The organism is uncultured Chitinophaga sp. (assembly GCF_937898475.1).
Lineage (GTDB): Bacteria > Bacteroidota > Bacteroidia > Chitinophagales > Chitinophagaceae > Chitinophaga.
Genome location: NZ_CALEJS010000026.1, coordinates 113,740 through 137,442, shown reverse-complemented (window position 1 = coordinate 137,442; position 23,703 = coordinate 113,740). Strand labels below are relative to the sequence as shown.

General features: G+C 51.8%; 23 protein-coding genes. 7 read left to right on the top strand and 16 right to left on the bottom strand.

What is annotated here, in order from left to right:
• Window positions 1-132: 132 nt before the first annotated feature.
• Together Q0577_RS17865 and Q0577_RS17860 are read left to right on the top strand one after the other, a co-directional pair.
• Window positions 133-1,719 carry a PAS domain-containing sensor histidine kinase gene (locus tag Q0577_RS17865; RefSeq protein ID WP_298738598.1) on the top strand — a complete coding sequence of 529 codons (1,587 nt, stop codon included), beginning with the start codon at window positions 133-135 and terminating at the stop codon, window positions 1,717-1,719.
• Entirely contained in the window at window positions 1,716-2,774 is a 1,059-nt protein-coding gene (locus Q0577_RS17860; protein ID WP_298738596.1) for a response regulator, read from the top strand. Before Q0577_RS17865 ends, Q0577_RS17860 begins: the two co-directional genes overlap by 4 nt.
• Here Q0577_RS17860 and Q0577_RS17855 read toward each other — a convergent pair.
• Window positions 2,771-3,172 (bottom strand): hypothetical protein, encoded by a 402-nt coding sequence (locus Q0577_RS17855; protein WP_298738594.1) that lies wholly within the window; start codon window positions 3,170-3,172, stop codon window positions 2,771-2,773. The genes Q0577_RS17860 and Q0577_RS17855 overlap by 4 nt on opposite strands.
• Before the next feature lie 274 nt (window positions 3,173-3,446).
• Here Q0577_RS17855 and Q0577_RS17850 point away from each other — a divergent pair, with 274 nt between their 5' ends.
• Both Q0577_RS17850 and Q0577_RS17845 read left to right on the top strand, forming a co-directional pair.
• Complete coding sequence (locus Q0577_RS17850) at window positions 3,447-3,779, top strand: metalloregulator ArsR/SmtB family transcription factor (protein ID WP_298738592.1); 333 nt, start codon at window positions 3,447-3,449, stop codon at window positions 3,777-3,779.
• A gap of 97 nt (window positions 3,780-3,876) precedes the next feature.
• Complete coding sequence (locus tag Q0577_RS17845; protein ID WP_298738589.1) at window positions 3,877-4,056, top strand: hypothetical protein; 180 nt, start codon at window positions 3,877-3,879, stop codon at window positions 4,054-4,056.
• A gap of 223 nt (window positions 4,057-4,279) precedes the next feature.
• Here Q0577_RS17845 and Q0577_RS17840 read toward each other — a convergent pair whose 3' ends face one another.
• Window positions 4,280-6,712: a penicillin acylase family protein gene (locus tag Q0577_RS17840; RefSeq protein WP_298738587.1), complete on the bottom strand. Its 2,433-nt coding sequence runs from the start codon at window positions 6,710-6,712 to the stop codon at window positions 4,280-4,282.
• A gap of 65 nt (window positions 6,713-6,777) precedes the next feature.
• Window positions 6,778-7,893, bottom strand: a complete 1,116-nt coding sequence (locus tag Q0577_RS17835) for a pyridoxal phosphate-dependent aminotransferase family protein (protein ID WP_298738586.1) — start codon at window positions 7,891-7,893, stop codon at window positions 6,778-6,780.
• A 107-nt stretch (window positions 7,894-8,000) separates the two neighbouring features.
• Here Q0577_RS17835 and Q0577_RS17830 point away from each other — a divergent pair, with 107 nt between their 5' ends.
• The gene (locus Q0577_RS17830) at window positions 8,001-8,597 is read left to right on the top strand and encodes a tRNA-(ms[2]io[6]A)-hydroxylase (RefSeq protein ID WP_298738584.1); all 597 of its coding nucleotides are present in this window, start codon (window positions 8,001-8,003) and stop codon (window positions 8,595-8,597) included.
• Window positions 8,598-8,636: 39 nt separating this feature from the next.
• On the opposite strand, the gene Q0577_RS17825 is transcribed toward Q0577_RS17830, so the two are convergent.
• Window positions 8,637-10,844 carry a patatin-like phospholipase family protein gene (locus Q0577_RS17825; RefSeq protein ID WP_298738582.1) on the bottom strand — a complete coding sequence of 736 codons (2,208 nt, stop codon included), beginning with the start codon at window positions 10,842-10,844 and terminating at the stop codon, window positions 8,637-8,639.
• 187 nt (window positions 10,845-11,031) lie between these two features.
• Between Q0577_RS17825 and Q0577_RS17820 the strand changes: the two genes are divergently transcribed.
• Window positions 11,032-12,516 carry an MFS transporter gene (locus Q0577_RS17820; RefSeq protein WP_298738580.1) on the top strand — a complete coding sequence of 495 codons (1,485 nt, stop codon included), beginning with the start codon at window positions 11,032-11,034 and terminating at the stop codon, window positions 12,514-12,516.
• A gap of 3 nt (window positions 12,517-12,519) precedes the next feature.
• Here Q0577_RS17820 and Q0577_RS17815 read toward each other — a convergent pair whose 3' ends face one another.
• The 12 genes from Q0577_RS17815 to Q0577_RS17760 all read right to left on the bottom strand — a co-directional run bounded on the left by Q0577_RS17815 (window position 12,520) and on the right by Q0577_RS17760 (window position 22,115).
• Entirely contained in the window at window positions 12,520-13,512 is a 993-nt protein-coding gene (locus Q0577_RS17815; RefSeq protein WP_298738577.1) for a GSCFA domain-containing protein, read from the bottom strand.
• A gap of 33 nt (window positions 13,513-13,545) precedes the next feature.
• The gene (locus Q0577_RS17810) at window positions 13,546-14,394 is read right to left on the bottom strand and encodes a hydroxymethylglutaryl-CoA lyase (protein ID WP_298738576.1); all 849 of its coding nucleotides are present in this window, start codon (window positions 14,392-14,394) and stop codon (window positions 13,546-13,548) included.
• 111 nt (window positions 14,395-14,505) lie between these two features.
• Window positions 14,506-15,309: a 23S rRNA (guanosine(2251)-2'-O)-methyltransferase RlmB gene (rlmB, locus tag Q0577_RS17805; RefSeq protein ID WP_298738574.1), complete on the bottom strand. Its 804-nt coding sequence runs from the start codon at window positions 15,307-15,309 to the stop codon at window positions 14,506-14,508.
• Window positions 15,310-15,435: 126 nt separating this feature from the next.
• Complete coding sequence (locus tag Q0577_RS17800; protein WP_298738572.1) at window positions 15,436-15,996, bottom strand: NUDIX hydrolase; 561 nt, start codon at window positions 15,994-15,996, stop codon at window positions 15,436-15,438.
• Window positions 15,997-16,008: 12 nt separating this feature from the next.
• On the bottom strand, window positions 16,009-16,449 hold the full coding sequence (locus Q0577_RS17795; protein WP_298738570.1) for a GNAT family N-acetyltransferase: 441 nt from the start codon (window positions 16,447-16,449) through the stop codon (window positions 16,009-16,011).
• 105 nt (window positions 16,450-16,554) lie between these two features.
• Entirely contained in the window at window positions 16,555-17,022 is a 468-nt protein-coding gene (locus tag Q0577_RS17790; RefSeq protein ID WP_298738567.1) for a DinB family protein, read from the bottom strand.
• On the bottom strand, window positions 17,009-17,926 hold the full coding sequence (locus tag Q0577_RS17785) for an EamA family transporter (RefSeq protein ID WP_298738565.1): 918 nt from the start codon (window positions 17,924-17,926) through the stop codon (window positions 17,009-17,011). The genes Q0577_RS17790 and Q0577_RS17785 overlap by 14 nt, the downstream gene beginning before the upstream one ends.
• Before the next feature lie 18 nt (window positions 17,927-17,944).
• Window positions 17,945-19,363 (bottom strand): pyridoxal-dependent decarboxylase, encoded by a 1,419-nt coding sequence (locus tag Q0577_RS17780; protein ID WP_298738563.1) that lies wholly within the window; start codon window positions 19,361-19,363, stop codon window positions 17,945-17,947.
• Window positions 19,364-19,534: 171 nt separating this feature from the next.
• On the bottom strand, window positions 19,535-20,020 hold the full coding sequence (locus tag Q0577_RS17775; protein WP_298738560.1) for a methylated-DNA--[protein]-cysteine S-methyltransferase: 486 nt from the start codon (window positions 20,018-20,020) through the stop codon (window positions 19,535-19,537).
• A 5-nt stretch (window positions 20,021-20,025) separates the two neighbouring features.
• On the bottom strand, window positions 20,026-20,916 hold the full coding sequence (locus Q0577_RS17770) for a DNA glycosylase (protein WP_298738558.1): 891 nt from the start codon (window positions 20,914-20,916) through the stop codon (window positions 20,026-20,028).
• Window positions 20,913-21,467, bottom strand: coding sequence for a metalloregulator ArsR/SmtB family transcription factor (locus Q0577_RS17765; protein ID WP_298738555.1), 555 nt, complete (start codon window positions 21,465-21,467; stop codon window positions 20,913-20,915). Before Q0577_RS17765 ends, Q0577_RS17770 begins: the two co-directional genes overlap by 4 nt.
• Window positions 21,468-21,629: 162 nt before the next feature.
• On the bottom strand, window positions 21,630-22,115 hold the full coding sequence (locus Q0577_RS17760) for a DinB family protein (RefSeq protein ID WP_298738552.1): 486 nt from the start codon (window positions 22,113-22,115) through the stop codon (window positions 21,630-21,632).
• 97 nt (window positions 22,116-22,212) lie between these two features.
• On the opposite strand from Q0577_RS17760, the gene Q0577_RS17755 reads away from it, so the two are divergent.
• Complete coding sequence (locus Q0577_RS17755; RefSeq protein WP_298738549.1) at window positions 22,213-23,640, top strand: PLP-dependent aminotransferase family protein; 1,428 nt, start codon at window positions 22,213-22,215, stop codon at window positions 23,638-23,640.
• Window positions 23,641-23,703: the final 63 nt, after the last annotated feature.

Here is a 23,703-nt window from a genome sequence, read left to right as displayed (position 1 = left end):
GAGGGCGATCAGTACTTAACATGACAATCATCATATCGTGTGATTTTTGGTACCCGCTTTGATACGAATGCATAAAATACTTAACTTTCAGTTCCCGGGGCCCCTGTAACCGATATACAAAATAACTGTTTAATGCATTCTTCCATCAACGAGCTCAGCGATCAGTTCCAGTTATCCATATTTTCAGTCCTTATGGAAAGGGATGGCAACCTGCTGGGCCTGAGAGAAAGTAACAGCGGCAGATTGCTGTTCATGAATGAAGCGGGTATGAAAATGCTGGGCAGTACAGATCCCGCTGTGCTGGAAGCGCTGCTGCAAAAGAATAAACTAGGTTATTGCGGCCAATTGCCTGAAAACGGCCCCTGCCGGGAAGAACGGGAATGGGTGAACAACGAGGGGCGGCGCCAATGGGGCATTTATGAAAAGATCCTGTTTAAGCATTCCGGTAAGGAATACTGCATATTCCGCCTGGAAGACCTCAGCTCCGGCAGCTATTTTCAACAAAAGATAGAAAAAGAGCTGCAGCGCTTCGGGGCCCTCTTTGATTACGCCAATATCGGCATACTGGTGGCCAACCAGCGCGGGGAGATCATCATGGTGAATGACTTTGCGCTGGACCAGTTTGGCTACCAGCGTGAAGAATTACTGGGACATCCTGTGGAGCAGCTGCTACCGGCAAAGCTGCGCGACAAGCACGTTGGTTACCGCGAACGATTCAGCGCACACCCCCAGAGCAGGCCGATGGGCATAGGCCTGGACCTGTTTGCGGTTGGCAAAGACGGCAGGGAATTTCCCGTAGAGATCAGCCTCAGCCACTACCAGAATGAAGAAGGCACTTTCGTGATTGCCTATATCAACAATATCACCGCCAGGAAACAGGCAGAAGCCAGCAATGAGCGGCTCAACAATGAGCTGGAGAAAATGGTGGAAGAGCGTACCCTGCAGCTCCGTAAGGCCCTTGAACTGCTGGAGGTGTCTACTGCAGAGCTGACCACAGCACTGGGCAAGGAAAAAGAGCTGGGTGAACTGAAATCCCGTTTCGTTTCCCTGGCCTCGCACGAGTTCCGCACCCCGCTCAGCACCATCCTCTCTTCCGCCTTCCTGCTCCGGCAATATGAAGGCGAAGAAGACCAGGCCAAGCGGAACAAACATATCCAGCGTATCGTTTCCTCTGTGAACCTGCTGACGGATATCCTGAACGATTTTCTCTCCGTGGGCCGGATAGAGGAAGGCAAGATCCAGGTGCGCAGCGTCAGCTTCGATGTGAACGACCTGTTCCAGGAGGTGATACAGGAAATGCAGGGCATTATCCGGGAGGGGCAGCAGGTGGATTACCTGCATAGCGGCGGGCCGGAAGTGAGCCTGGACCCTGCCCTGCTCAAACACGTTGTCATGAACCTTTTGGGCAATGCCATCAAATTCTCCGGCAAAGACGCCACCATTCTGCTGCGCAGCTACAACCACGGCGGCGAGTTTAAAATGGTGGTGGCGGATAAGGGTATTGGTATGTCGGCAGAAGACCAGCAACACCTGTTTGAGCGCTTTTACCGGGGCGCCAATGCGAGTAACATCCAGGGTACCGGACTAGGGCTCCATATCGTCAATAAATATAGTGAGCTGATGAACGGCAGTATCAGCTGTGAGAGTGAACTGGGTAAAGGCACTACTTTTACCGTAACATTTCCTGTAAACAACAAAACACCGCTTCCCAACTCATGAAAACTATCCTGTTAATTGAAGACAATGAAGATATCCGCGAGAATACGGCAGAGATCCTGGACCTGGCCGGGTATAAGGTTTTTACCGCCGAAAACGGCAAAATAGGGGTAGAACTGGCCCTGGAGCATAAACCCGACCTCGTGATCTGTGACATTATGATGCCCGTGCTGGATGGCTACGGGGTACTGCATATGCTGCAGCGCAACGATGAAATGAAAGACACCCCTTTTATTTTCCTGACGGCCAAAACCGAACGAAGCGATTTCCGGAAAGGCATGGAAATGGGAGCTGACGACTATATTACCAAACCTTTCAGCGGTACCGACCTGCTGCATGCCATTGAAAGCCGCCTTAAAAAGGCCTCCGTCAGGAAACAGGATTTCCCCGCTAACCTGCAGGGCCTCAATAAGCTGATGGAAGCCGCCGGCGGAAAAGGCACGCTTAAATCCCTTGCTGAAGGCCGGAACATAGACCGGTACAAAAAGAAACAGGCCATCTACGTAGAAGGCAACCATCCCACCAGCCTGTTCTACATCCAGAAGGGCAAAGTAAAGATCTTCAAGAAAAATGACGATGGTAAGGAGCTGGTAGTAGACCTGTACAACACGGGCGATTTCCTCGGGTATGTAGCCCTGCTGGAAGGCGGCACTTACCGGGAAACGGCAGAAGCGATGGAAGAAAGCGAGATTGCCGTTATTCCCCGCGAAGACTTTGAAGAGCTGCTGAACAACCACCGGGAAGTGGCCGTGCAGTTTATCCGCATGCTGGCCCGGAATGTGACGGTAAAAGAGCAGCAGTTATTGGGACTGGCCTACAACTCCCTTCGTAAAAAGGTGGCCGAAGCGCTGGTGAACCTTTATAACAAGTATAATGAGCGCAAAGAAACGCAGTTCGCAATCGACATCAGCCGCGATAACCTGGCCACCATCGCCGGAACGGCCACAGAATCGCTGATCCGCACACTGGGCGATTTCAGGGAAGAAAAACTGATAGACATCAAGGAAGGGACCATTGTCATCCTCAATGAAAAGAAATTATCCAGCATGCTGTACTAACCCTGCTGCCCGAAATGAACCATCAGGTACCCGTTGAATTCCGTGCTCAGTTTCTCGAAATTCTCTTTTATGATGATGATCTTCACTTCGAGTTTGCGCTGAACATCCATTATCCTTTTATATTCACCGTTAATGTGAAAACGGTCCTGCTGCAGGTGGTAAAGCTGTTCCCTTACCTCATGCTTCAGCAGGCTAAGCTGCTCATCCATTTTAAGAAAGCGGTTCTGGAAATACTCCAGCTCTTCCAGCCTGCTCCTGACAAAATCACTTTTTAAAATATCTGCCAGCCGGGTCTTGAATTGGATGTTCTCATCTTCCAGGAGGGCCAACTGTTTTCTCCAGCCCTCATTTTCATGTATCAGCTCACCTTTTTCGCCGTTGTTCATTGCTATATTCATGATTTGTACTGCCAAATTATACCTCCCCTGTTCGTTAAATAATGACAACGGTCAGCCAGTGCGCTGACCGTTGTCAACATGTCAAAAATTCACTGTTCTATCGGCCACTACCCCTCATCCTGGCACTTGTCAAACATACTGTTTGGTAGTTATGGCCATGCTGCAGAACAAATGTATCACGAGTCCATATGCTGAAACAGGATCGCGGTTAGTAAAAGAGCTGATTGTAATCATGGCCCCTTCTTCGTAATTTTCAGATCAGAAATACTTCAAAATGGGAGCTTCCAAAACGGCCTTATTCACAAAACAACAGAACGAAATAGCCCTTATGGCAAAGGCGCTGGCCCACCCGGCGCGTATAGCCATCCTGCAATACCTGGTAAAAGTGAACAGCTGTGTATGCGGGGATGTGGTAGACCAGCTGGGCCTGGCGCAGGCTACTACCTCTCAGCACCTGAAAGAGCTGAAAAAAGCCGGGTTGATCACCGGCACCATAGATGGCGCCAATGTTTGTTACTGCATTAACCCGGAGGCCTGGCAGCAATTCCGCCAGGTGTTTTCCGGTTTCTTCCAGGATGATGTAAAACAGGACCGCAATTGTTGCTAAACGGCCTAAAAATCCCTTTTTAACGTAGTATCCCCGATTCTATTTCTGCTTACTTTTAACCGTAAGCCATTCCACATTTAACCTAAAAAATGCTCACATGAAAAAAGCAACAGCAAAGAAACTGAGCCTCGGCAAGATCAGGATTGCCAGTTTAACCAAACCCCGGCAGGACGGTTTTATCCGCACCATCGACACCCAGTGCCAGGGCAATACTACGCCCATATCCGTTTGCCCCTGCATCAGCACGGGCCCCGGCGGATGCTCAGATCCCTGCTGAGACCACATTTCCTGTATAGAAAAGGGCGTATCGGTGCACGATACGCCCTTTTTTATGCCACCCGTGTCAACCCCGAACGGTCTTCCCCCGGAAAGCTACTGGCAGTATGGGTTTCCCTGTTTCAACCCTATGCCAACCAGTAGCTTTATACCGGTACAGGACAAGAAAAAGCCTGTCCGCCGGCTGACGGACAGGCTTTTAGCCTTATCATTATGCGATATGCTTATTCTTCGGGTTGCAGTAACAGCTTGAATTTCACGGCCGGATCATCTTTATGCCGGGTGTCGAATACGCGGAGCTGGTAGTAGTTGCCATGCACCCAGTCCTGTACGCTGTTGTCATAATAGGGGCTGCCGGGGTTACCGCTCTGGCCGCCGGGGTAGATGCCATAAGCCTCCGTGGTGGCGCCCAGTTGTACGATCATGCGCCAGGACGGGCCGTGGGTGGCCTTGGTGGCGTTCACAACGTGTGTGCCGCCGCCCGTGTACAGGTGCATCTGGCTGAAAGACGGCAGGGCCCTGGTGAGGTGGCGTATATCCGTACCCCGGTAACGGCCCCATTCCAGCCGCTGTTGGTTATCCAGCTGCCGGGCTTTTTCGGCCACTACCGCGAAAGACTCCCGTACCAGGTCGGTCAGGGTTTCTTTCCTGGCCGTATGGATATCGTCTATAAAGTGCATGGACGAATCCCGGATCAGCCATAACAGGGAGGCATTATCCTGGGGATAATCCATTACCAGGCTATCTTCCCGGTTCATCAGCTCATCGTCCCAGATCCGTTTTTTCAGTTCTTCCCACAGGAGGTAGAAGATGGTAGCGCCTTTGCTGTTGGGGGCGTTTTCCAGGTTCCATTCCTGCAGGATCTGGTAGTAAGGCTGCTGTGCGGCTGTAAGCGATTGCTGTGGCAGGTGTGCATTCAGCAGCGGCCTGGCAGCCCTGGCAAAGAGATTGGCATTATCGTTCTGCAGCTGCATCATGTCCTGGATGGTGATCTGGTTCATGGCAGAAAGGCGCTCGTTGATACGTTTACCCCTGTACAGGTCAAAGGTGCCAAAATAATAGTAAGGGTAGCTGCTGTCTGTAGGCTGCTGGTTGGCAGAGCTCACAAAGCCCCTTTCGGGGTTCCTGATATGCGGGTTCTCTGCCTGGGGAATGTACCCCTGCCAGGCAAAGGTGCTATCGGTACCGGGCAGGATGAATTTGCCCTGGTCTTTCCAGCGCAGGGGGAACTGCCCGTTATGCCAGAGGGCTATATCGCCGGTTTTGGAAGCAAATACAAAGTTCTGCGCCGGGCAGGTATAATGCTGCAGGGCTTCGAGGTATTCTTCGTAATTACGGGCCTTATCCAGCTTCAGGAAGGTAAGGATCTCGTTGGAATGATCATGGGCTTTCCAGCGCAGGGCCACGAAAGGCTGGCCCGGCACATCGTTGTGGAAGGTATTGTCAAACATAACGGGGCCCCATATGGTGTAGGCCACGGTATCGTAATACGGTTCCGCTCCTTTTATCTTAATGATTTCCACCCGTTGAGAGGCTTCCCGGTATTCGCCGTTGAAGAGGTACTGGCTGCGGCCGTTGCGGAATTTGACCGTATAATAGTCTTTCACGTCTTCAGAGCCGTTGGTTACGCCCCAGGCAATATGATCGTTAAAGCCGATGATCACCCCGGGGGCGCCGGGCAGGCTGGCGCCATAGACATTCATGCCGGGTGTGTGCAACTGCACTTCATACCAGAGGGAAGGCAGGCTGAGGCCCAGGTGCGGATCGTTACAAAGGATGGGCGCCCCGCTGCGGGTTTTGCCTGCGCCTACGGCCCAGTTATTACTGCCATTATCAGGGTCTGGTTTATCTTCCCTGAATTTCAGCAGGGCGGCTATCTCTTTAAGCGAACTATCAGCCGGCAGCATGGCATTCTTCACCGGTTTATCAAAGGCTGTGCCTTTAGGGATCACCGGGTCAATACTGTCGTTGCGGTCGGGATACATATTATCGAAGTCAGACTGTGTAAAGATGTGCCTTGCATTCGTATACTCAAGGTCGTTAACACCGCCGGTAAGATCGTAAGACATGTATTTTAACAGCGCGCCGCTTTTCAGGGCCGTCCAGGGTTCGGGGCGGTAGTCAAGCAGTTTGTATTCTATCGGCAGCTCGCTGTAAGACAGGCTGTTGATATAGGCATTCACGCCGGCAGAGTAGGCTTCTATTGCTATCCGGGTGGTACTGTCACGTAACATTTCGGCGGCTGCTACTTCAGCGGCATAGCCCATGCCCATACGGCGTTGCCGGCGATCATACTCCAGCAGTTTTGGGCCCAATATTTCAGAGAGGCGGCCCTGTGCGGCCAGCGTTTGCAGCTCCATCTGCCAGAGGCGGTCGCGTGCATGAAAATATCCCTCTGCGTAAAAGGCATCTGCTTCGTTTGCAGCAAAGATGTGGGGCACCATGCGGTCATCCAGCCAAACTTCCACTTTGCCTTTAAGTCCGGGTAAGGATAGTTCGTCATTAAAATCGTTTCCAATAGGTTCTGCGTTCTGCCAGAAGCCTTCCTGGGGGCTCAGGAATTTGCCCAGCGGGGGGGTAGCGCCCCACTGGCTGTTCAATACGCTGATCAGGATGAGGGTAATGGCTGCGGAGATAAGAAAGGGAATAAATCTCATAAGAATAATGCTGATGCTTGTGCAAATGAAGTTAGGGGAAAAAAATGAAAAAAAGCGGCCAGCTGCTAGCTGTTAGCTGTCAGCAGCTGTGTGCACCGATCCACTTCTTCCGGCGTATTAAAACTATGCAGCACAATACGCAGGCGCTCCTGCCCTTTGGGTACGGTGGGATGCAGGATGGGCCTTACATCCAGGCCTGCCTCCTGTAAGATGGCGGCCTGGCGGCGGGTACATTCATTGCCGGGGGTCATTACAATCTGTATAGGCGTTTCACTGGGCAATACCTGCAACCCGGCAGTACTTTGCCGAAAGCGGGCGATGAGCGCCGCCAGGTTTTCGCGGGACGTTCTCATATAGGGGAAGAGGTTATAGCTGGCCATTACCGCTGCAATGGCGGTGGGCGGTAAGGCGGTGGTATAGATAAAGGAACGGGAGAAATTGACCAGATAAGCGCGCAGCAGTTCAGAACCGAGTACGATGGCGCCATGACACCCCAGGGCCTTACCAAAGGTGTGCACACGGGCAAAGCAGGCGTCTGCCAAACCAAGGGCCTGTACCAGGCCTTCTCCCTGCTGACCTATAACGCCGGTAGCATGTGCTTCGTCTACGATCAGCGCGGCACCGGCTTTTTCACAGGCCGCTGCGATCAGTTGCAGGGGGGCCATATCGCCATCCATGGAATAAACAGATTCTACTGCCACGAATATATTACCGGTAGCGCGGCGCAGTTTTTTTTCAAGGTCGCCCACATCATTATGAAAGAAGGAAAAAGACTGTGCGCGGCTCAGGCGGATGCCATCGCGGATGGAAGCATGTATCAGCTGATCATAGATAACGGTATCTTCTTTCTGTGGTACACAGGAGAACAATCCAACATTGGCATCATAGCCGGAGTTGTAGATCAAACCTGCGGGCGCTGCATGAAAGGCGGCCAGGTTGCTTTCTGCTTCTTCTATCCAGGCGTAATTGCCTGCCAGCAGGCGGGAACCTGTACTGCCATGCATATAGGGCCTTTCCATCAGCAGGGTATGTACGGCCTCCTGCATTGCCGCGCTGCGTGCCAGTCCGAGGTAATCATTTGAGCAGAAGTCCACCATATGCGGCGCGGGCAGTTTCAGCTCCCTTAAAGCATGTTGCGTGCTGCGTTGTTCCAGTTGCGATTGCAGAAAGGTATCGTTCATTGGCCAAAGCTAAGGAATGTAATGTAAGATAGGCGCATCTGTACCGCTATGATTTTCCTCCGTTGAGAGTTTTGTAACTTGCAGGCTAAAATACCTTTACAAGTAATATGTCCAAAGTTTCCATCCTTGGCCTTCAGCTGCCAACGGACCCCCGCTGGGTGGACCTGGCCTCCATTTCACTGGAGGCGATACTGACCGACCATGCTTTTTGTGAACAGAAAGCTGCCACCGCCTGCATCTCATTAATTCAGCGCTACCCGGAGAAAGACCGCCTGGTGCAGGACCTCGCTCCTATTGTTACAGAAGAATGGGGACATTTCAGACAGGTGCTGGCTGAGATGAAGAAAAGGGGTTATAGCCTGGGCAAACAACGGAAAGACGCTTATGTGAACGAACTGATGCTGCACCAGGTAAAGGGTGGTACTGCAGAAGACCAGCTGCTGGACAAGCTGCTGATCTGCGCACTCATAGAAGCCCGCAGCTGCGAGCGTTTCCGCCTGTTAAGCGAAGGGCTGGAAGATGATTACCTGCGGGAATTCTACCGCAAATTCATGATATCAGAAGCGGGACATTACCGCCTGTTCATTGACCTGGCACGGGAATATGTGCAGGAAGAAAAAGTAACACAACGCTGGCAATACTGGCTGAAAACAGAAGCGGCTATTCTGAAAGCGATGGAAGTGAGGGGGGACAGGATGCATTGATGGGAGAGCTGTTAGCTTTTGGCTGCCGGCTGCAAATAGCTAGAAATTAAACCCAATATTTACGTAGCCGCGGAGGCGGCCGTCCTGGTCGCAGTACATCAGGGAGGCTTCGATGGGGCCGAGGCGGGAGCTGTAACCGGCCGTAACGGCGTAACCACTCAGGTATTTGTATTTGGCGCTTACATCGTTGATGACATCATACACAGCGACGCCTGCTCTTGGGATCAGGAAAATATTACGGGCAATTTCCCGTTGGTATGCCAGTTGTAACGTGGCCGCGCTGGAAGTGATCACCTCGCCCTCATAGATACCGGGAAAGGTGAGCTGGTGATGCGTTACGTTATTCAGGCCGCCCATCAAATAACCGTTTACGATAGGCTGGTTGTAATCATAGTTCACTCCTCCCCCTGCGCCAAACTGTATCGCATCTTCTCCTCCCAGGGGGAAATAATATTTCAGCTGGAGCATGGCATGCTGGTAATTATTAAACCGCAGCTGCAGGCTGTCCAGGTGTATCTCCCGTCCGTTGCTATAGGCGCGGAAACCGTGGTTCTGGTTGTATACATACCCCGCTTCAAACTGCAGGTCTGTACCGCTGCGGGGATAGATCTTACGATCCAGCGAGTTGATCCCGAAGTTCAGAAAAGAATTCAGCTGGTTGATATTGCCCCTGATCTCCTCTTCAGAATCGAATGTGGGCCTGTAATTAAAATACTCCCAGCGCGTGCCTAGAGCTATACTCATGATACGGCTCAGGGCATACTGCATATGTATTTCCGTATTGGCGTAATTGGTACGGTATTGCTGCGAGCGGCGGAAGTTTTCATAGAGGTTCAATCCATTATTCTCATAGTATACGCCCATTCCAAAACCGAAATCCCTTTTGCGTCCCAGGTATTTAAAATACTCTGCCCGCAGGCGGGGATTCTCGCTGATACCGGCTGTAACAAAGGAGCGGGAGTTGGGCACAATAAAGTTACGTTGGGTAATATTTACAATAGCGCTGGCATTGGTGTAGGTGTTGTAGTTCAGGGCCACCTTGATATAAGTGAGCGGGTTCTCTTCCACATTCACGTCCATACGGCTTTTGGCAGGTCCTTCGGGCAGCAGGTCATAGGTGATCTCTTTATAAAAGCGGGTACCGAAAACATTGCGCACCGCATCGCCTAACTGATCAGGATTATAGCAGCCATCTGCTTTCAGGTTCAGTCTGCCGAGGAAAAATTTCTCATCAGAATGCACCAAACCATTTACACGTACCGCGGTAAGCTCTACATCGGGCACAAAGGGTAAGCGATTTTTCACAAAGGGAGTGCCGGGGTACAGTGCATTCAGCGAATCTGCCAGGTGTTTGAAAACAGGATACATTTCCCGGCCCCTGATCTTGCCCAGCTCAATGATGGAATCTACACTGCCAAAGCTGGCGGCGGAATAGTTTTCCAGGTTATGATGAATATAGATATCACATTGTTTGCGCGCATCCCTGAAATCAACGGCATCTTTATAAAACCCCAGCTGGTAGAGGATATCAAAAGCGGTGTTCAGTTTATCTGCCTTACGGAGGCCGCCTGCCACATTGGAACCGATCACGATATCAGCGCCCATTTCCTTGGCGGTGATCACCGGGAAATTGCGTACCACACCGCCGTCCACCAGTTTCCGGTCGCCTATCTTAACGGCCGTGAAAATGGAAGGAATGGCCATACTGGCCCTCAGACTGGACACGAGATGACCGGTATCCAGGGTGACGATATCGCCGGTAGCTACATCGGTGGCAATACATTTAAAGGGGATGTTCAGTTTGGAAAAATCCCTTACATCCTTGGCGGGCCAGCATAACCGGGCCAGTTCCAGCCATAGCTGCTCCCCGGTAATTACGCCGGATGCCAGCTTGGGTTTGCCATATTCAAACGGGATCTCGATAATGTATCTGTTGTATTCGGCCTTTTCTTCGTAGGAGATATCTGTGAGGGCGGGCTGGTTGGCAAAGAGATTGTCCCAGTTCAACCGGTGGGCCAGCGTTTCAATCGTATCACCTGAATAGCCCATGGCATAAAGGGCGCCTACAATACTGCCCATACTGGTGCCTGTAATGTAGTCTACCTTTAAACCTGCGCTATCCAGTGCCTGCAGTATACCAATGTGGGCCAGTCCCTTAGCTCCGCCGCCGCTGAGCGTTAACCCTATTTTAGGTCTTTCATTACCTGTCTGCGCCTGCAGACCGGCCGGCCGTATACAAATCCCCAACAATAACGCTACTAGTATTATGCTATAAAACCTCATAATGATACTGTCCTCCAGGCTCAACGTGATATCTCTAAAGTTAACGGATTCATCTGACAGTAAAACGAGGGGCAGCCCCATTTCCCCTATAAAAGATAAAAAAATAATAATATTTTTTCTATCTTCTCCCCCATCTTTATAAAAGCTACGGATGAAAAACACGAAAAACCAGCATATCTGGCAGGTGATCCTTGCGTCTTCTGCCGGTACATTGATCGAGTGGTATGACTTTTACATTTTTGGAAGCCTGTCTGCCATTATCTCCGAGAATTTCTTTCCACCCAGCAATCCCGACCTGGCGTACATTGCCACACTGGCCACCTTTGCGGTGGGTTTTGTGGTGCGTCCTTTCGGCGCCATCATATTCGGGCGGCTGGGAGATATTGCGGGGCGCAAATACACTTTTCTCCTCACCCTGCTTATCATGGGCGGGTCTACCTTTGCTATTGGCCTGATACCTGATTATGAACGTATAGGCATTCTTGCACCTATCATTGTACTGCTGTTGCGCTTATTACAGGGCCTTGCCCTGGGCGGGGAATACGGAGGCGCGGCCACCTATGTGGCAGAGCACTCCCCGGCAAATCAACGCGGTTATTATACCAGTTTTATACAAACCACTGCCACACTGGGATTATTTGTTTCACTGGCGGTGATCCTCATTACGCGCAACGTAATGGCGCCGGAAGACTTTAACAGCTGGGGATGGCGCATTCCCTTCTGGCTGTCTATCTTCCTGGTGATCATGTCTTACTACATCAGGATACGCCTGCAGGAATCGCCGCTGTTTGCCCGGCTGAAAGCGGAAGGCAAAACTTCCCGCAACCCGATCAAGGAAAGCTTTGGCAGGAAAGAGAACCTGCGGCTGGTGCTGCTGGCTTTGTTCGGCGCTACCATGGGACAAGGCGTGGTGTGGTATACCGGGCAATTTTACGCGCTCTCCTTCCTGCAGAAAACCATGGAACTGGAATTTGTGCAATCCAATATCGTGATCGCCATTGCGCTGGTGCTGGGCACGCCCTTCTTTATTTTCTTCGGTAAACTGTCTGACAAGATAGGCCGCAAGAAGATCATGATGAGCGGATTGCTGCTGGCAGCGCTGGCCTACTACCCTATTTACATGGCGATGGACAATACCGTGAAGCTGGAGCGCAAACAGGAGCTGCCGGGCCAATACCGTATAGAGACCAAATTCACCCCTAACGAGGATGGGTCCAGCACGGAGCGGCTCTCCCGCATACGCGTATACGATGATGGCACACAGGTAAAGGAAATCACGGCCACTACCGCCGGCAAATCAGAAGTCAAACGGGAAGTAACAGTGAGCACGGCCACCATTGGATGGCTGGTGCTGCTGGTATTTATACAGGTAATATTCGTGACAATGGTATATGCGCCCATTGCCGCCTTCCTGGTAGAGCTGTTCCCCACCAGGATACGTTATACTTCCATGTCGCTGCCCTATCACCTGGGCAACGGCGTGTTTGGCGGACTGCTGCCTACTATCTCAACACTGCTGGTTACACAAACGCATAACCACCTGGCAGGGCTGATCTACCCGATAGGGATTTCGGTGGTGTGTTTGGTTGTGGGGGTTTTGTTTGTGAAGGACCCGGAGGGGGAAATCAGCAGCTAGCAATTAGCTGTTGGGTATGGGGTTGGAGTTGAAGTAGTGGGCGAGGCTGGTGAGGGGGAGGTAGGGATGTTGCTGTTGCAGGGCGGCTACCTTACGGGCATAGGTGTGAAGGAATTGCTGGTGTTGGGGGCTTTGGGGATTGAAAGGTTTGTGTTGGCGCGCCCGGTTCAGGTCCTGGATGGTTTTGAGTAATTGCTGGCTGTTGGGATGAACGCAGCTGTTTACAAAATGTTCCCAGACATAATTTACTGCTGCTTCGTTGGGGTGAACGAGATCGTCTTTATAAAAACGATAATCCCGCAGATCGTCTATTACCAGCTCGTAGGCGGGAAAATAGAAAAGGCGGTCAAACTTGTTCACCAGCTGATGTACTACCTGTAAGAGAATGGCCTTGCTGAGGTTATTCTCTACTACCCCGTCGCGGGCGTAGCGTACGGGACTAACGGTGAAGAGTATATTGATATCCCGGTTATGGAAAAAGAGCCGGTGCATCATATTATCCAATGCGGTGATGATCTCGTCTGCCGTGAGCAGTTTTTTATAGAAAGCAGACATGGGCACTTTATGGCAATTGGCTACCAGCCGGCCGTTCTCCTTTAACACATAAGCATGGGCAGCGCCCAGGGTGATCACCAGCCAGCGGGCTTTGTCAAGACAGGCGGCGGCCTGTTCCTGCGCTGTGTTGATATTATCCAGCACTCCGGCAGGCGTAAGGGCGGAAAAACGGCTGTGATGGTCCCAGCTGTGCCAGAGATCATTGTGCATGAAGAGATCTGCTTCCGTATACTTTTTACGGTCCAGGTAGCTGTGCAGCGCCTGGGTGATGCTGACCGGATTATAGAGAATGCCGTGAGGGTTGACCAGGGCCGGGAATAAATGCTGCTGCAGCTTTGCGCCCATCTCCTCTGCAAAACAGGAACCCACCAGGAGCAGCTGGTCCTGGTATTCAACGGCAGGTTCGAGCGGTGCGACGGGAAATGTGAGACGGAAGTGCATGGTGATAAGCTTTTAGCGGTTGGCGGTTAGCAGTTAGTAAATGAATATTTTGTCGGCGAGACGTTGCGCTTCGTGTAAGGCAGCTGGATGGAGGTTTATGTGCTCATTATGCTGCCGGCAGAACCATAAGAGGTTTTCCGTGGCGATGTTGCCCACCAGGTCGTCTTTAGCCATGGGGCAGCCTCCTATGCCTTTGATGGTGCTGTCGAAACGGCGGCATCCCTGCTGGTAGGCGGCCAGCACTTTTTCTTCCCAGTTGTGCGGCGCAGAATGGAAATGCGCGCCGAATTCCACCCCGGGATAGGCCGGTACTAATGCTTTAAACAGCCGGATGATGATGGCAGGATCTGCCACGCCAACGGTATCTGCCAGGGAGATGATGGAGATGTCCATCCCTGCCAGTTCGCTGACCCATTGTGCGGCGATGCCTGCATCATATGGATCGCCGTAGGGATTGCCGAAGCCCATGGAGATGTATACCACCAGTTGTTTGCTGTTCTTGATGCAGAGCTCCTGCAGGGTTTGCACCAGCTCCAGCGATTCGGCGATGGTCTTATTGGTATTCCTCAGCTGGAAGGTTTCTGAAATAGAGAAAGGATATCCCAGGTAGGTGATCTCATCGAACATCACTGCTTCTTCCGCTCCGCGCTGGTTGGCCACGATGGCCAGCAGGCGGCTGCCATTGGCGGAGAGCTGCAGCTTAGACAACACTTCCGCAGTATCTGCCATCTGCGGAATGGCTTTGGGTGATACAAAGCTTCCGAAGTCGATCGTATCAAAACCTACCTGCAACAAGGCGTTCAGATAATTTACCTTATCGGCCGTAGCAATGGGGTGTGTCCACCCCTGCATGGCATCGCGCGGACATTCGATCAGTTTCATGGTTGTTGTAATTTGAGTCCATGGTCGATGGTCCATAGTCCATGGCAGGCCACAAAGCATAGACGCACTCCTGGCGGAACGTGCTATGGACTATGGACCATCGGCCATCGGCTAACCTATCTCCCTTTGTTTCATTGCTTCATACAGGATGATGCCGGCGGCAACAGAAACGTTGAAAGATTCGAAGTTGTTGCTCATGGGAATACGGAAAAGGGTATCCGCTGCCTTTAACAGGGCAGGATACACGCCTTTGTCTTCCGAGCCCATGATCACCGCTACCGGCTCTTTCAGATCACAGTCGTAGAGTTTCTCCGTTGCCTCCATTTCACTGGCCATTACCTTGATACCGTTGAGGTGCAAGGTATCAATGGCTTTGAGGAGGCTGTTTACCCTGCAGACGGATATCTTTTCCAATGCGCCGGCAGAAGATTTAATGGCTTCCTCGTTGAGGGAGGCGATGCCTTTGTCCGGAATAATGATGGCCTGCGCACCACAGCATACCGCGCTGCGGGCAATGGCGCCTATGTTACGTACATCTGTAATACCGTCCAGTATCAGGAACAGGGGCGTAAGGCCCTGGTCTGTTGTGTGAGAGATGACATCCTGCAGGTCGAGGTAGGTAACCTGTCCTGTTATCGCTATACATCCCTGGTGATTGGCCTGGGTAAGACTGTTCAGCTTTTCTACCGGCACCAGGTTGATGGGAATGTTATACTCTGCAGCCAGTTGCCTGATCTGCGGGATGATGTCGCCGGTGGCATTACGCAGCATAAAGATGCGTTCAATAGTTTTGCCTGCCTGTATCGCCTCCACCACCGGCTGCCGTCCTATTACCATGGAAGAAGCTTTGGGCCTGGGCGCACCTTGTCTGCGGGGCGCGCCCCCACGGTATGAAGTGTTTTTGCGTTGATCCATTGGGTGCAAGTTAGGAAAAATTAGTCCATGGCCGATAGTCCATAGTCCATGGCAGGTTACAGGGAGGCAGCTGCCTGCCTGACAGGAGGTGCTATGCACTATGGACTATCGGTTATGGACTCCCCGCTACAACGCTCCTTCCAGCATCATGAGTTTGATCTTCTGGATGGCGGCGATGGATAGCGAATCGGTGATCTGGTGAGTTTTTACCATCTGGTAGGCCTGTTCAAAGGGGATGCGTTGGGTGGTCAGCTCTTCTGTTTCTTCGGGCTGGGCGCTGCGCTGTTCCAGGCCACGCGCCAGGTAGACGATACCTTTTTCATCAGACACGGAATTGGAGAGATGCATGTGAACGATCAGCTCCCACTGGCTGGCTACGAGCCCGGTTTCTTCCAGCAATTCGCGTTTGGCGGAAAGGAGCGGGTCTTCTGCCAGGGGGCCGCCGCCTTCGGGGATCTCCCAGGAGAACTGTTCCAGGGGGAAACGGTACTGCCCCACCAGGTAAATATGCTGTTCCTCATCAAGGGCCACTACGCCGATAGCCAGGTTCTTGAAATGTACTACACCGTAAATGCCGGGGCCTCCGGCGGGGTTCAATACCTGGTGTTCTGTGAGGCGGATCCAGTTATTGTCGTACTGTACCTGGCTGGAAAGTATTTTCCATGGGTTGTTGTGCATCGTTTCCATGCGCTAAAGATATCAAAGGCTGAGATAATAGTAATAGGAACCTGTGTCCTTTTCAAAGCCCAGCTTTTCGTACAGCGCCTGAGCGTTCACGTTGCTGGTATAGGTCTGCAGCATGATCCATTTAGCGGAAGTAGACCTGGCGAAATCCTGTGCAGCGGCAATTAAAGCCCTGCCAACACCGCGGTTGCGATACTCCTCGCTTACATACAGATCATTCAGTACCCAGGCCCTTTTCATGCCTACGGAGGTAAAGAAGGGATAGAGTTGTGTGAAGCCGATGGGACGGCCCTGGTCCTGCGCCAGGTAGATCACACTTTCGCGGTTGCGCAGGCGGTCGGCAATGAATGCTTCGGCGCCGGCCGGATCGGAGGATTGTTCATAGTAGATGCGGTAGGCATCAAAGAGCCCCGCTACGGCGGCGGCATCAGCAAGGGTAGCTTCTTTTACAGTCATGGTATAAATTTAGGGTATCTCTTTAATGTTGTGTAAAAATAAAGATGCCCTATCCGGTAAAAACCGGTGGGCATCTGTTCTATACTTCTATCTAAATCGTTCAGTTTAAAAGCTCACCTGCAGCTGACGCAGGTGATGTTTGAAGTGATCCAGGTAGTCTGTTACCAGGAACTCCAATGTTACCGGCTCATGGTTCCCTATTCTGCAGGTTTGTTGTAAAGCTTCAGCCGGGATGAGCTGCATTACACGCGCCAGGTTGCCATTGATAGTGGCCCATACCAGGACCAGCGTTTCCCAGTCGGCATCCTGGTAACCCTGGGCTTCCACCCAGAAGTTCTGATCATAGCCGGGCATTTCAATGGGCCCCTGCTGTGCGCGTACAAAGCGCTGATGATTATTCAGAGCAGAATCTATCAAATGACCGATGATCTCCTTTTTACTCCATTTACCGGGGGCAGGCCTGGCCGCCGCTTCTGCCTGGGTGAACTGCTGCAATTGCGGTATCACTACCGCGATCACCTGTTCCAGGCCTTTTGCAGTTTCCTGTGCGGCGGTATACTCAGCTAAGCTCATACGTTTCTTTGTTTTTATTTACAGCGGTATTGACCATGTATACACCGGTAAGCGTAACCAGGCAGGACATGGCCGTGGTCCAGTTCAGTTGTTCGTCCAGTACCAGCCAACCCAGCAGCACCGCTACAATGGGATTGATATATGCGTATACGGAAGCCAGCGAAGGCGGCAGGTTGTTCAACGTATAGACATAGGCGGAATACCCTAATATGGAGCCGAAGAAGATCAGGTAGAGCAGGCTGCCCCAGGCTTCGGCCGTGAACTGTGCCTGGAAGAAATCGCCCGTGATCAGGGTGATGCCCAGCATCACAATACCACTGAACAGCATTTCGAAACCTGCGCCATAGAGATAGTTCACTTCCAGCGCCCATTTGGCGGTGAGCACAGAGCCCATAGACCAGGACAAACAACTGATCAGCACCAGCATGATACCGAAGCGGAAATCAGGATTGGTAAGATCTCCCAGGTAGTCTGAAAAGATACCTATCACCCCGATGAAACCGATCACCATCCCCGCTATAAGCAAGGGAGATATGCGGTTCTTCTGTTGTACCAGGAAGAAGCCGAAGATCGTCATCCAGATAGGCACCGTGGCGGCAATAATGGCCCCCAGTCCGGAGGGGATATATTTAAGCGCCCAGGTAAGCATACCATTAGCGCCTACCAGCATCATGGTACCGATAATAAAGAGGCGTGACAGGATCTCCTTACCGGGCAGCTTATAACCTTTGAGTAAAAAGAAGCCTACTAGCAGCACACCGGCTACTGCCTGTCTAACCCCGGAGAGCATCAGGCCATGCATATGCTGTACGCCTATACGGGCGGCCAGGTAAGTGGTACCCCAGAAAATACTTACAATGCCTAAAGCGATATAAGCCTTTGTTGTATGAGTGGATTGCAACATAGTCAGAGCTTTTAGCTTTTAGCTGTCAGCGACTAAAAACCGGTTACTGATAACAACATCTTCCATTTCCTGCCAGGTTTTCCTGACATCGTCTTCTGTAGTGCGCCAGTTCACTATGGCGGCGCGGATGGCGGGCATATCCTTGTAAACGGTCGGCGTCATAAAGGCGATGCCACGTGTTGCCATCACCTCCAGGAAACGGGCGGTGGCGGCGGCCAGCTCTTCCTGCTGAAGGTTGAGCGTAAAGCAGGCCACGCAAAGGTTTACCGGCGACAGGAGCATGAAATGCGGACTATCATCGATCAATGATCCCAGCAGTTTTGCCTGCCGTATATTATCTTCCACCATCTCCTTATACCCCTGCCTGCCATATGCCAGCAGCGAATACCAGGCCGGTAGGGCGCGCAGGCGGCGCGAATTCTCCGGAACATGATGGATGAAGTTGAAATCTTTTGCGGGATCGCCCAGGTAAGCGGCGCCAACATTCTTGAAAGTTTCTGCCTGCAGATCAGGATACCTGCAAAAGATCATCGCTGCATCGTAAGGCACGTTCATCCATTTATGTGCATCGATGGTGATGCTGTCTGCCGCCTCCCATCCTTTCAGCAGATGTGCATATTTAGGGCTGCAGGCGGCAAATCCGCCGAAGGCAGCATCTATATGCAGCCAGAAATTATAGCGTTCTTTTAAGGCGGCCAGGGCGGCGATATCGTCAAAGTCAGTGGTGTTGACAGTTCCCGCGCTGGCTACATAAATGACCGGCTGATCTTTATGTGTTTCGAGCCAGGACTCCAGCGCGGCAATGTTCACTGATTCGCGCAGGGGCAGCGCTGGTATCTTCACCAGTGCATCCCTGCCGATACCCAGCATAGAGAGGCATTTAGGCACACTTGAATGAGGTACGCAGGAAAGCACGCGTACATCATGCAAGACGCCCAGCCCTTGCTGACCAATATCTTTGCCCTGCTGCCGTCCCAGCCACTGGCGGGCTACTGCAAGGCCTGTAAAGTTTGACATGGTAGCGCCACTTACAAAGCTGCCGGCAAAAGTATCGGGTAAACCAAACAACTGGCGTGCCAGTTGCAGCGCTTCTATTTCAATATTAAAAGCCGCACCGCCTTTATCAGCCGCATTCATATCTATTGCCGAAGCGAGCCAGTCGCCTGCCAGGGCCGCCGGTGTAACACCGCCGGTAACAAAGCCCCAGTAGCGGGGACCCGCGCCTGCTGCCAGGTAAGGGCCGTACTGCTCCCTGAACCTGTTCAGGGTAGCGATGGCGCCGGCGCCATCCTGTGGCAGCAACGCTTCCGCCTGTTCGGGCATGGCTATGCTGGCGGGCAGTTCATCCACACGGGACAGCAGGTCGGCACTGAATTGCTGCGCTGCTGCCAGCAGATCGTTGAGCTGTGTAAGGTCTTGTTCCAGGCGGGCATTCATTTTTCTAACGTTTAGATCATATCGGTAGAGAGAGCAAAATTCACACAAAAAAACAATCTAAAACAGATGCAGTTTTATAAAAATTGACCAGATCAGATTGGCGAACAGCTGCCGGCTGTTAACTGGAAAAGTTTGGTTTTAGTGGATGGAGTAATACAGACAAATTGTTTCCTAGAATAGTTGCTGGGTACCGTATTTATGTTTCCACTCATGTTCCAGCAACCACTTCTTACGCCAGATGCCGCCACCAAAGCCGGTGAGCGCGCCATTACTGCCAATAACGCGGTGGCAGGGTACCACAATCGGCAAATGATTGCTGCCATTGGCGCTGCCTACTGCGCGAATACTTTTAGGGTTATTGATCTGCCTGGCCAGCTGCATATAGGAAATGGTGGTACCATAGGGAATGGTCAACAATTGTTGCCACACAGATTGCTGAAAATCGGTGCCGCTTTGCTGCATGGGAAAACCAAAGCCCTGGCGGCTGCCTGCAAAATAGGCTTCCAGTTCTTCCAGGCAACGCCGGAAAACATCCGGCAACTGATCTGTATTTTCTATCACAGGCGGTTCGAACAGGATATGACTGATATACTGATCATTGCCTGCAATGCCCAAAGGCCCGATGGGCGACTGGAAGATGTGATGACAAGTATCCATGGTAATTAACTTAAGCTTCTCCATAAATAGAACGTGGCATATGCCGCGTGGTGTTTCCAATGTTCTGTATAGGCTTTTACTGCTGCCAGTACAGGTTTGGCCGTTAGCTGCAACTGCCTGCGCAAAGCGTTGTGCAGACCTGCATCTTCCAGTGGCAGGGCCTCGGGGAAGCGGCAGTATTTCATGAGCACGTAATTGGCAGACCAGTTACCGACCCCTTTCCACTGCAGCAGGTATTGCCTGGCGGCTTCATATTCCATCTGCTGCAGCTGTGCGTTGCTTAAGCGGCCATCGGCCATAGCGGCTGCAATCCCGATGATATACTGCGCCTTGCTGCGTGAGAACTGCATGCTGGTAAGATCTTCCGGCTGCAGGCCTGCAATAACGGCGGGATGTGGGTATAAATAATGATCTTCTCCGTTGATCACTTCGTGATAGCCAAAACGTTCAACCAAACGGCGGCGAAGGGTATAAGCAAAAGGCAAACTGATCTGCTGCCCGGTGATGGTCCAGGTAATGGATTCGAACAGATCAGGGATGCCGATGAGGCGCAGGCCCTTGTAACGTTGTACCAGCGGCGCCAGTATTTCGTCCTGTGCAGCAAATTGGTAGAACGGCTGCAGGTCCGCATCCAGGTGCAGCCAGTGAGTAAGGAAGTTGCGGATGGCCTCTTCATTAACAGTAATGCCCCAGGTATTGGTGACCGTTACTTCGAGTGCTTTCTTACTGGCGGCTTCACGTACTTTCAGCAGCAACGGCGCGCCGTCTTGAATGATCATGCGCTGCAGGCAGCCATCCTTTACAAAGTGCAAACATTCGCGGTCTGAACGGCTCAGGAACACCAGGCATTCTGCAAAGGAGAACTGGTCAGGATATTTAACTGGTACGGTGATCATGGTTTACATCGTTTACAGGCCCTGAACCCGTTCTTCAGGGCCTCATCGCGGGTGGCATAAAAAATAACGTTGTCGGGACGGGGGTTCGCGGAACAAGATGGCTTGCAAAAGATACCGGTGGTCTTTACCGCGTTGAAGAAGAGGCCGTCAAAATCTTTGTCTTTGCTCAGCATGGCCTGCAGCATCACGGGGTATGTCAGCGGCGTGCCTTTTTTATAGCCGGTACGCTCGAGGAATACGCCGTGATCGTTATTGAGCGAGCGGCGGTTGCCTGCCATGTAAGGCTGCAGCCAGTCTCTGAGCTGATAAAAGGCGGTTTTGTTGAGGTAGCCGTAGCGTTCACGCCCGGCCTGGTAGATCCGTATCCAGCCGCAGTCTTCCAGCATGTTAATATGTTTGGACACTGCCTGGCGGGTAATATCCCCGAAATGCTCATTGATCTGGTTCACATTCAGCGGCTGTTGCAGCAACAGCTCCAGTATCTGCCTGCGTACCGGATCAGCAAGACCTTTAAAGAGTTCATCCATTTGCGCAACTAATAAGTTGCTCAAATTAGTGCAACTTTTCTGTTGCGCAAAATAAATCCAGGAGTAGATAAGTTAGTAGTTACGCACTGCAGGCAGTTTACGGGTAGACACTACCATGCGGTTCCATCCCTTGATGGTAACAATGAGCATGAGCAGCTCCACCGGTGTTGCGTTCCATGCTATGGACTATCGACCATGGACCATGGACTGCCTGGCTTTATGCACCAGCTTAAAAATAGTAAGCAGGTGGTGCGCTTCATGCAGCAGGAAGAATTCCGTCCATTCTGTAATATTCAGTTTGCCATAGCTGGCGTGAGTGCCCGTGCGCAGCAACTGTTCATTGCTGAGGCTTTCCAGCAGTTGAATGATCTGCTGGCGATCTGCTTCCAGCTCCTTTAAGAGGGTTCCTGAAGATTGCCTGCGCCAGTAGAGGAAAGTTGGATCATCATCCCCTATATAGCGGTCAAAAAAAGGATCCTGGCTGTCCAGTATGCGGTGCAGGCGGCTCAGGAACTGGGGCTGGTAGCTTACCAGGTGAGCCATATTCTCATGCACAGACCATTTCCCCGGCTCCAGTTCGCCCATCAGCTGTTCTTCAGCCAGGGGAGCGATGATCTGGGCCAGGGCAAAATGCTGGTGCTGCAAACGTTCAGATAAAGATGTATAGAACATATTGGCGGAAGGAGTTTAATGGCTGCAAAATAAGTTGTTTTTCGTTAGGCAAAACAGATACAGTTTTATTAATTTTGACCAGATCAGATTTTTTGCCATGTTAAAGACCGCCGAGCATTTATACCTGCAGATAGCAGACCGTATTGAGCAGCTGATAGAAAAAGAAGTGCTGAAGATCGGGGACAAACTGCCCTCCGTACGCTCTATCAGCAAAGAGCAGGGCGTAAGCCTGAGCACGGCCTTCCAGGCCTATTATCACCTGGAAGCAAAAGGACTGATAGAGCCCCGGCCAAAATCAGGCTACTATGTACGGTTCAGTCCGCGTAAGCTGCGGGATATCCCCAAAACCTGTGAGCCGGTAAAGAAGGCGTCGGAAGTAACGGTCAATGAAATGATCTCCCGGGTGTACCACAATAACACGGCGGAGAATCTCCTGAAATTCTCGCTGGCAGTGGCTGCAGACAGTATGCTGCCGGCCGCCAAAATAGCCAAATCCATGGTGCAGGCCATCCGTAAATCGCCCGATGGCGGGATTGGCTATGAATCCACACAGGGTAATGTGAACCTGAGAAGGCAGATAGCCCGCATGAGCATACAGTGGGGCGGCGTGATCAGTGAAGACGATGTGGTGACCACCAGCGGTTGTACCGATGCCCTTACCCTGAGCCTTTGCGCCGTGACCCAGCCGGGAGACACCATTGCACTGGAAAGCCCCGCTTACTACGGTTCGCTGCAGCTGGCCGCCAGCCTGGGATTGAAAGTACTGGAAGTGCCCACCAACCCGGTTACCGGCGTTGACCTGGACTACCTGGATAAGGCTATTCCCCGCTTTAATATCAAGGCCTGCCTGTTTGTGACCAATTTCAATAATCCGCTGGGCTCCTGTATGCCCGACACCCATAAACGTGAACTGGTACGCATACTGGAGAAGTACGATATCCCGCTGATAGAAGACGATATCTATGGTGATATTTACTTTGGCAGGGAACGGCCCAGCCTTTGCAAAACTTTTGATGAAAGCGGCATTGTACTTACCTGCAACTCTTTCTCCAAAGCCCTGGCGCCGGGCTACCGTGTGGGCTGGACACTGCCCGGCAAGTATAAGGACAAAGTGCTGCGCCTGAAACGCAACCACTCTATTGCCTGCCCTTCCCTACCCCATGCCGCTATTGCGCATTTCCTGGAGAACGACCGCTATGAACATCACCTGCGCGGTATGCGCAAACAGCTGCATACCCAGAGCCTCCGCTATTTACAGGCCATTGCTGATTACTTCCCGGAAGATACCCTGGTAACACGGCCTACCGGCGGTTTTGTACTGTGGCTGGCCCTGAATGAAAGCATCAACACCTACGAGCTGTATGAGCTGGCGCTGAAACAACGGATCACGTTTGCACCTGGGCGCATGTTCTCCCTGCAGGACCGCTACCGTAACTGTTTACGCATCAGTTTCGGGAACCCCTGGAACAAACAGGTGGAAGAAGGGATCAAGACATTGGGAAAGCTGATCAGGAAGCTAGGTTAAAAGAAAGGCCGGAACATGAATATCCCGGCCGTGCTTAAACCTACAACTGTATTACACTGTAAT

Excerpts from the sequence above, each read along its gene's own strand:
- Q0577_RS17865 (WP_298738598.1), top strand. The coding sequence starts at position 133 with ATGCATTCTTCCATCAACGAGCTCAGCGATCAGTTCCAGTTATCCATA.
- Q0577_RS17860 (WP_298738596.1), top strand. The coding sequence starts at position 1,716 with ATGAAAACTATCCTGTTAATTGAAGACAATGAAGATATCCGCGAGAAT.
- Q0577_RS17855 (WP_298738594.1), bottom strand. The coding sequence starts at position 3,172 with ATGAATATAGCAATGAACAACGGCGAAAAAGGTGAGCTGATACATGAA.
- Q0577_RS17850 (WP_298738592.1), top strand. The coding sequence starts at position 3,447 with ATGGGAGCTTCCAAAACGGCCTTATTCACAAAACAACAGAACGAAATA.
- Q0577_RS17845 (WP_298738589.1), top strand. The coding sequence starts at position 3,877 with ATGAAAAAAGCAACAGCAAAGAAACTGAGCCTCGGCAAGATCAGGATT.
- Q0577_RS17840 (WP_298738587.1), bottom strand. The coding sequence starts at position 6,712 with ATGAGATTTATTCCCTTTCTTATCTCCGCAGCCATTACCCTCATCCTG.
- Q0577_RS17835 (WP_298738586.1), bottom strand. The coding sequence starts at position 7,893 with ATGAACGATACCTTTCTGCAATCGCAACTGGAACAACGCAGCACGCAA.
- Q0577_RS17830 (WP_298738584.1), top strand. The coding sequence starts at position 8,001 with ATGTCCAAAGTTTCCATCCTTGGCCTTCAGCTGCCAACGGACCCCCGC.
- Q0577_RS17820 (WP_298738580.1), top strand. The coding sequence starts at position 11,032 with ATGAAAAACACGAAAAACCAGCATATCTGGCAGGTGATCCTTGCGTCT.
- Q0577_RS17815 (WP_298738577.1), bottom strand. The coding sequence starts at position 13,512 with ATGCACTTCCGTCTCACATTTCCCGTCGCACCGCTCGAACCTGCCGTT.
- Q0577_RS17810 (WP_298738576.1), bottom strand. The coding sequence starts at position 14,394 with ATGAAACTGATCGAATGTCCGCGCGATGCCATGCAGGGGTGGACACAC.
- rlmB (WP_298738574.1), bottom strand. The coding sequence starts at position 15,309 with ATGGATCAACGCAAAAACACTTCATACCGTGGGGGCGCGCCCCGCAGA.
- Q0577_RS17800 (WP_298738572.1), bottom strand. The coding sequence starts at position 15,996 with ATGGAAACGATGCACAACAACCCATGGAAAATACTTTCCAGCCAGGTA.
- Q0577_RS17795 (WP_298738570.1), bottom strand. The coding sequence starts at position 16,449 with ATGACTGTAAAAGAAGCTACCCTTGCTGATGCCGCCGCCGTAGCGGGG.
- Q0577_RS17790 (WP_298738567.1), bottom strand. The coding sequence starts at position 17,022 with ATGAGCTTAGCTGAGTATACCGCCGCACAGGAAACTGCAAAAGGCCTG.
- Q0577_RS17785 (WP_298738565.1), bottom strand. The coding sequence starts at position 17,926 with ATGTTGCAATCCACTCATACAACAAAGGCTTATATCGCTTTAGGCATT.
- Q0577_RS17780 (WP_298738563.1), bottom strand. The coding sequence starts at position 19,363 with ATGAATGCCCGCCTGGAACAAGACCTTACACAGCTCAACGATCTGCTG.
- Q0577_RS17775 (WP_298738560.1), bottom strand. The coding sequence starts at position 20,020 with ATGGATACTTGTCATCACATCTTCCAGTCGCCCATCGGGCCTTTGGGC.
- Q0577_RS17770 (WP_298738558.1), bottom strand. The coding sequence starts at position 20,916 with ATGATCACCGTACCAGTTAAATATCCTGACCAGTTCTCCTTTGCAGAA.
- Q0577_RS17760 (WP_298738552.1), bottom strand. The coding sequence starts at position 22,115 with ATGTTCTATACATCTTTATCTGAACGTTTGCAGCACCAGCATTTTGCC.
- Q0577_RS17755 (WP_298738549.1), top strand. The coding sequence starts at position 22,213 with ATGTTAAAGACCGCCGAGCATTTATACCTGCAGATAGCAGACCGTATT.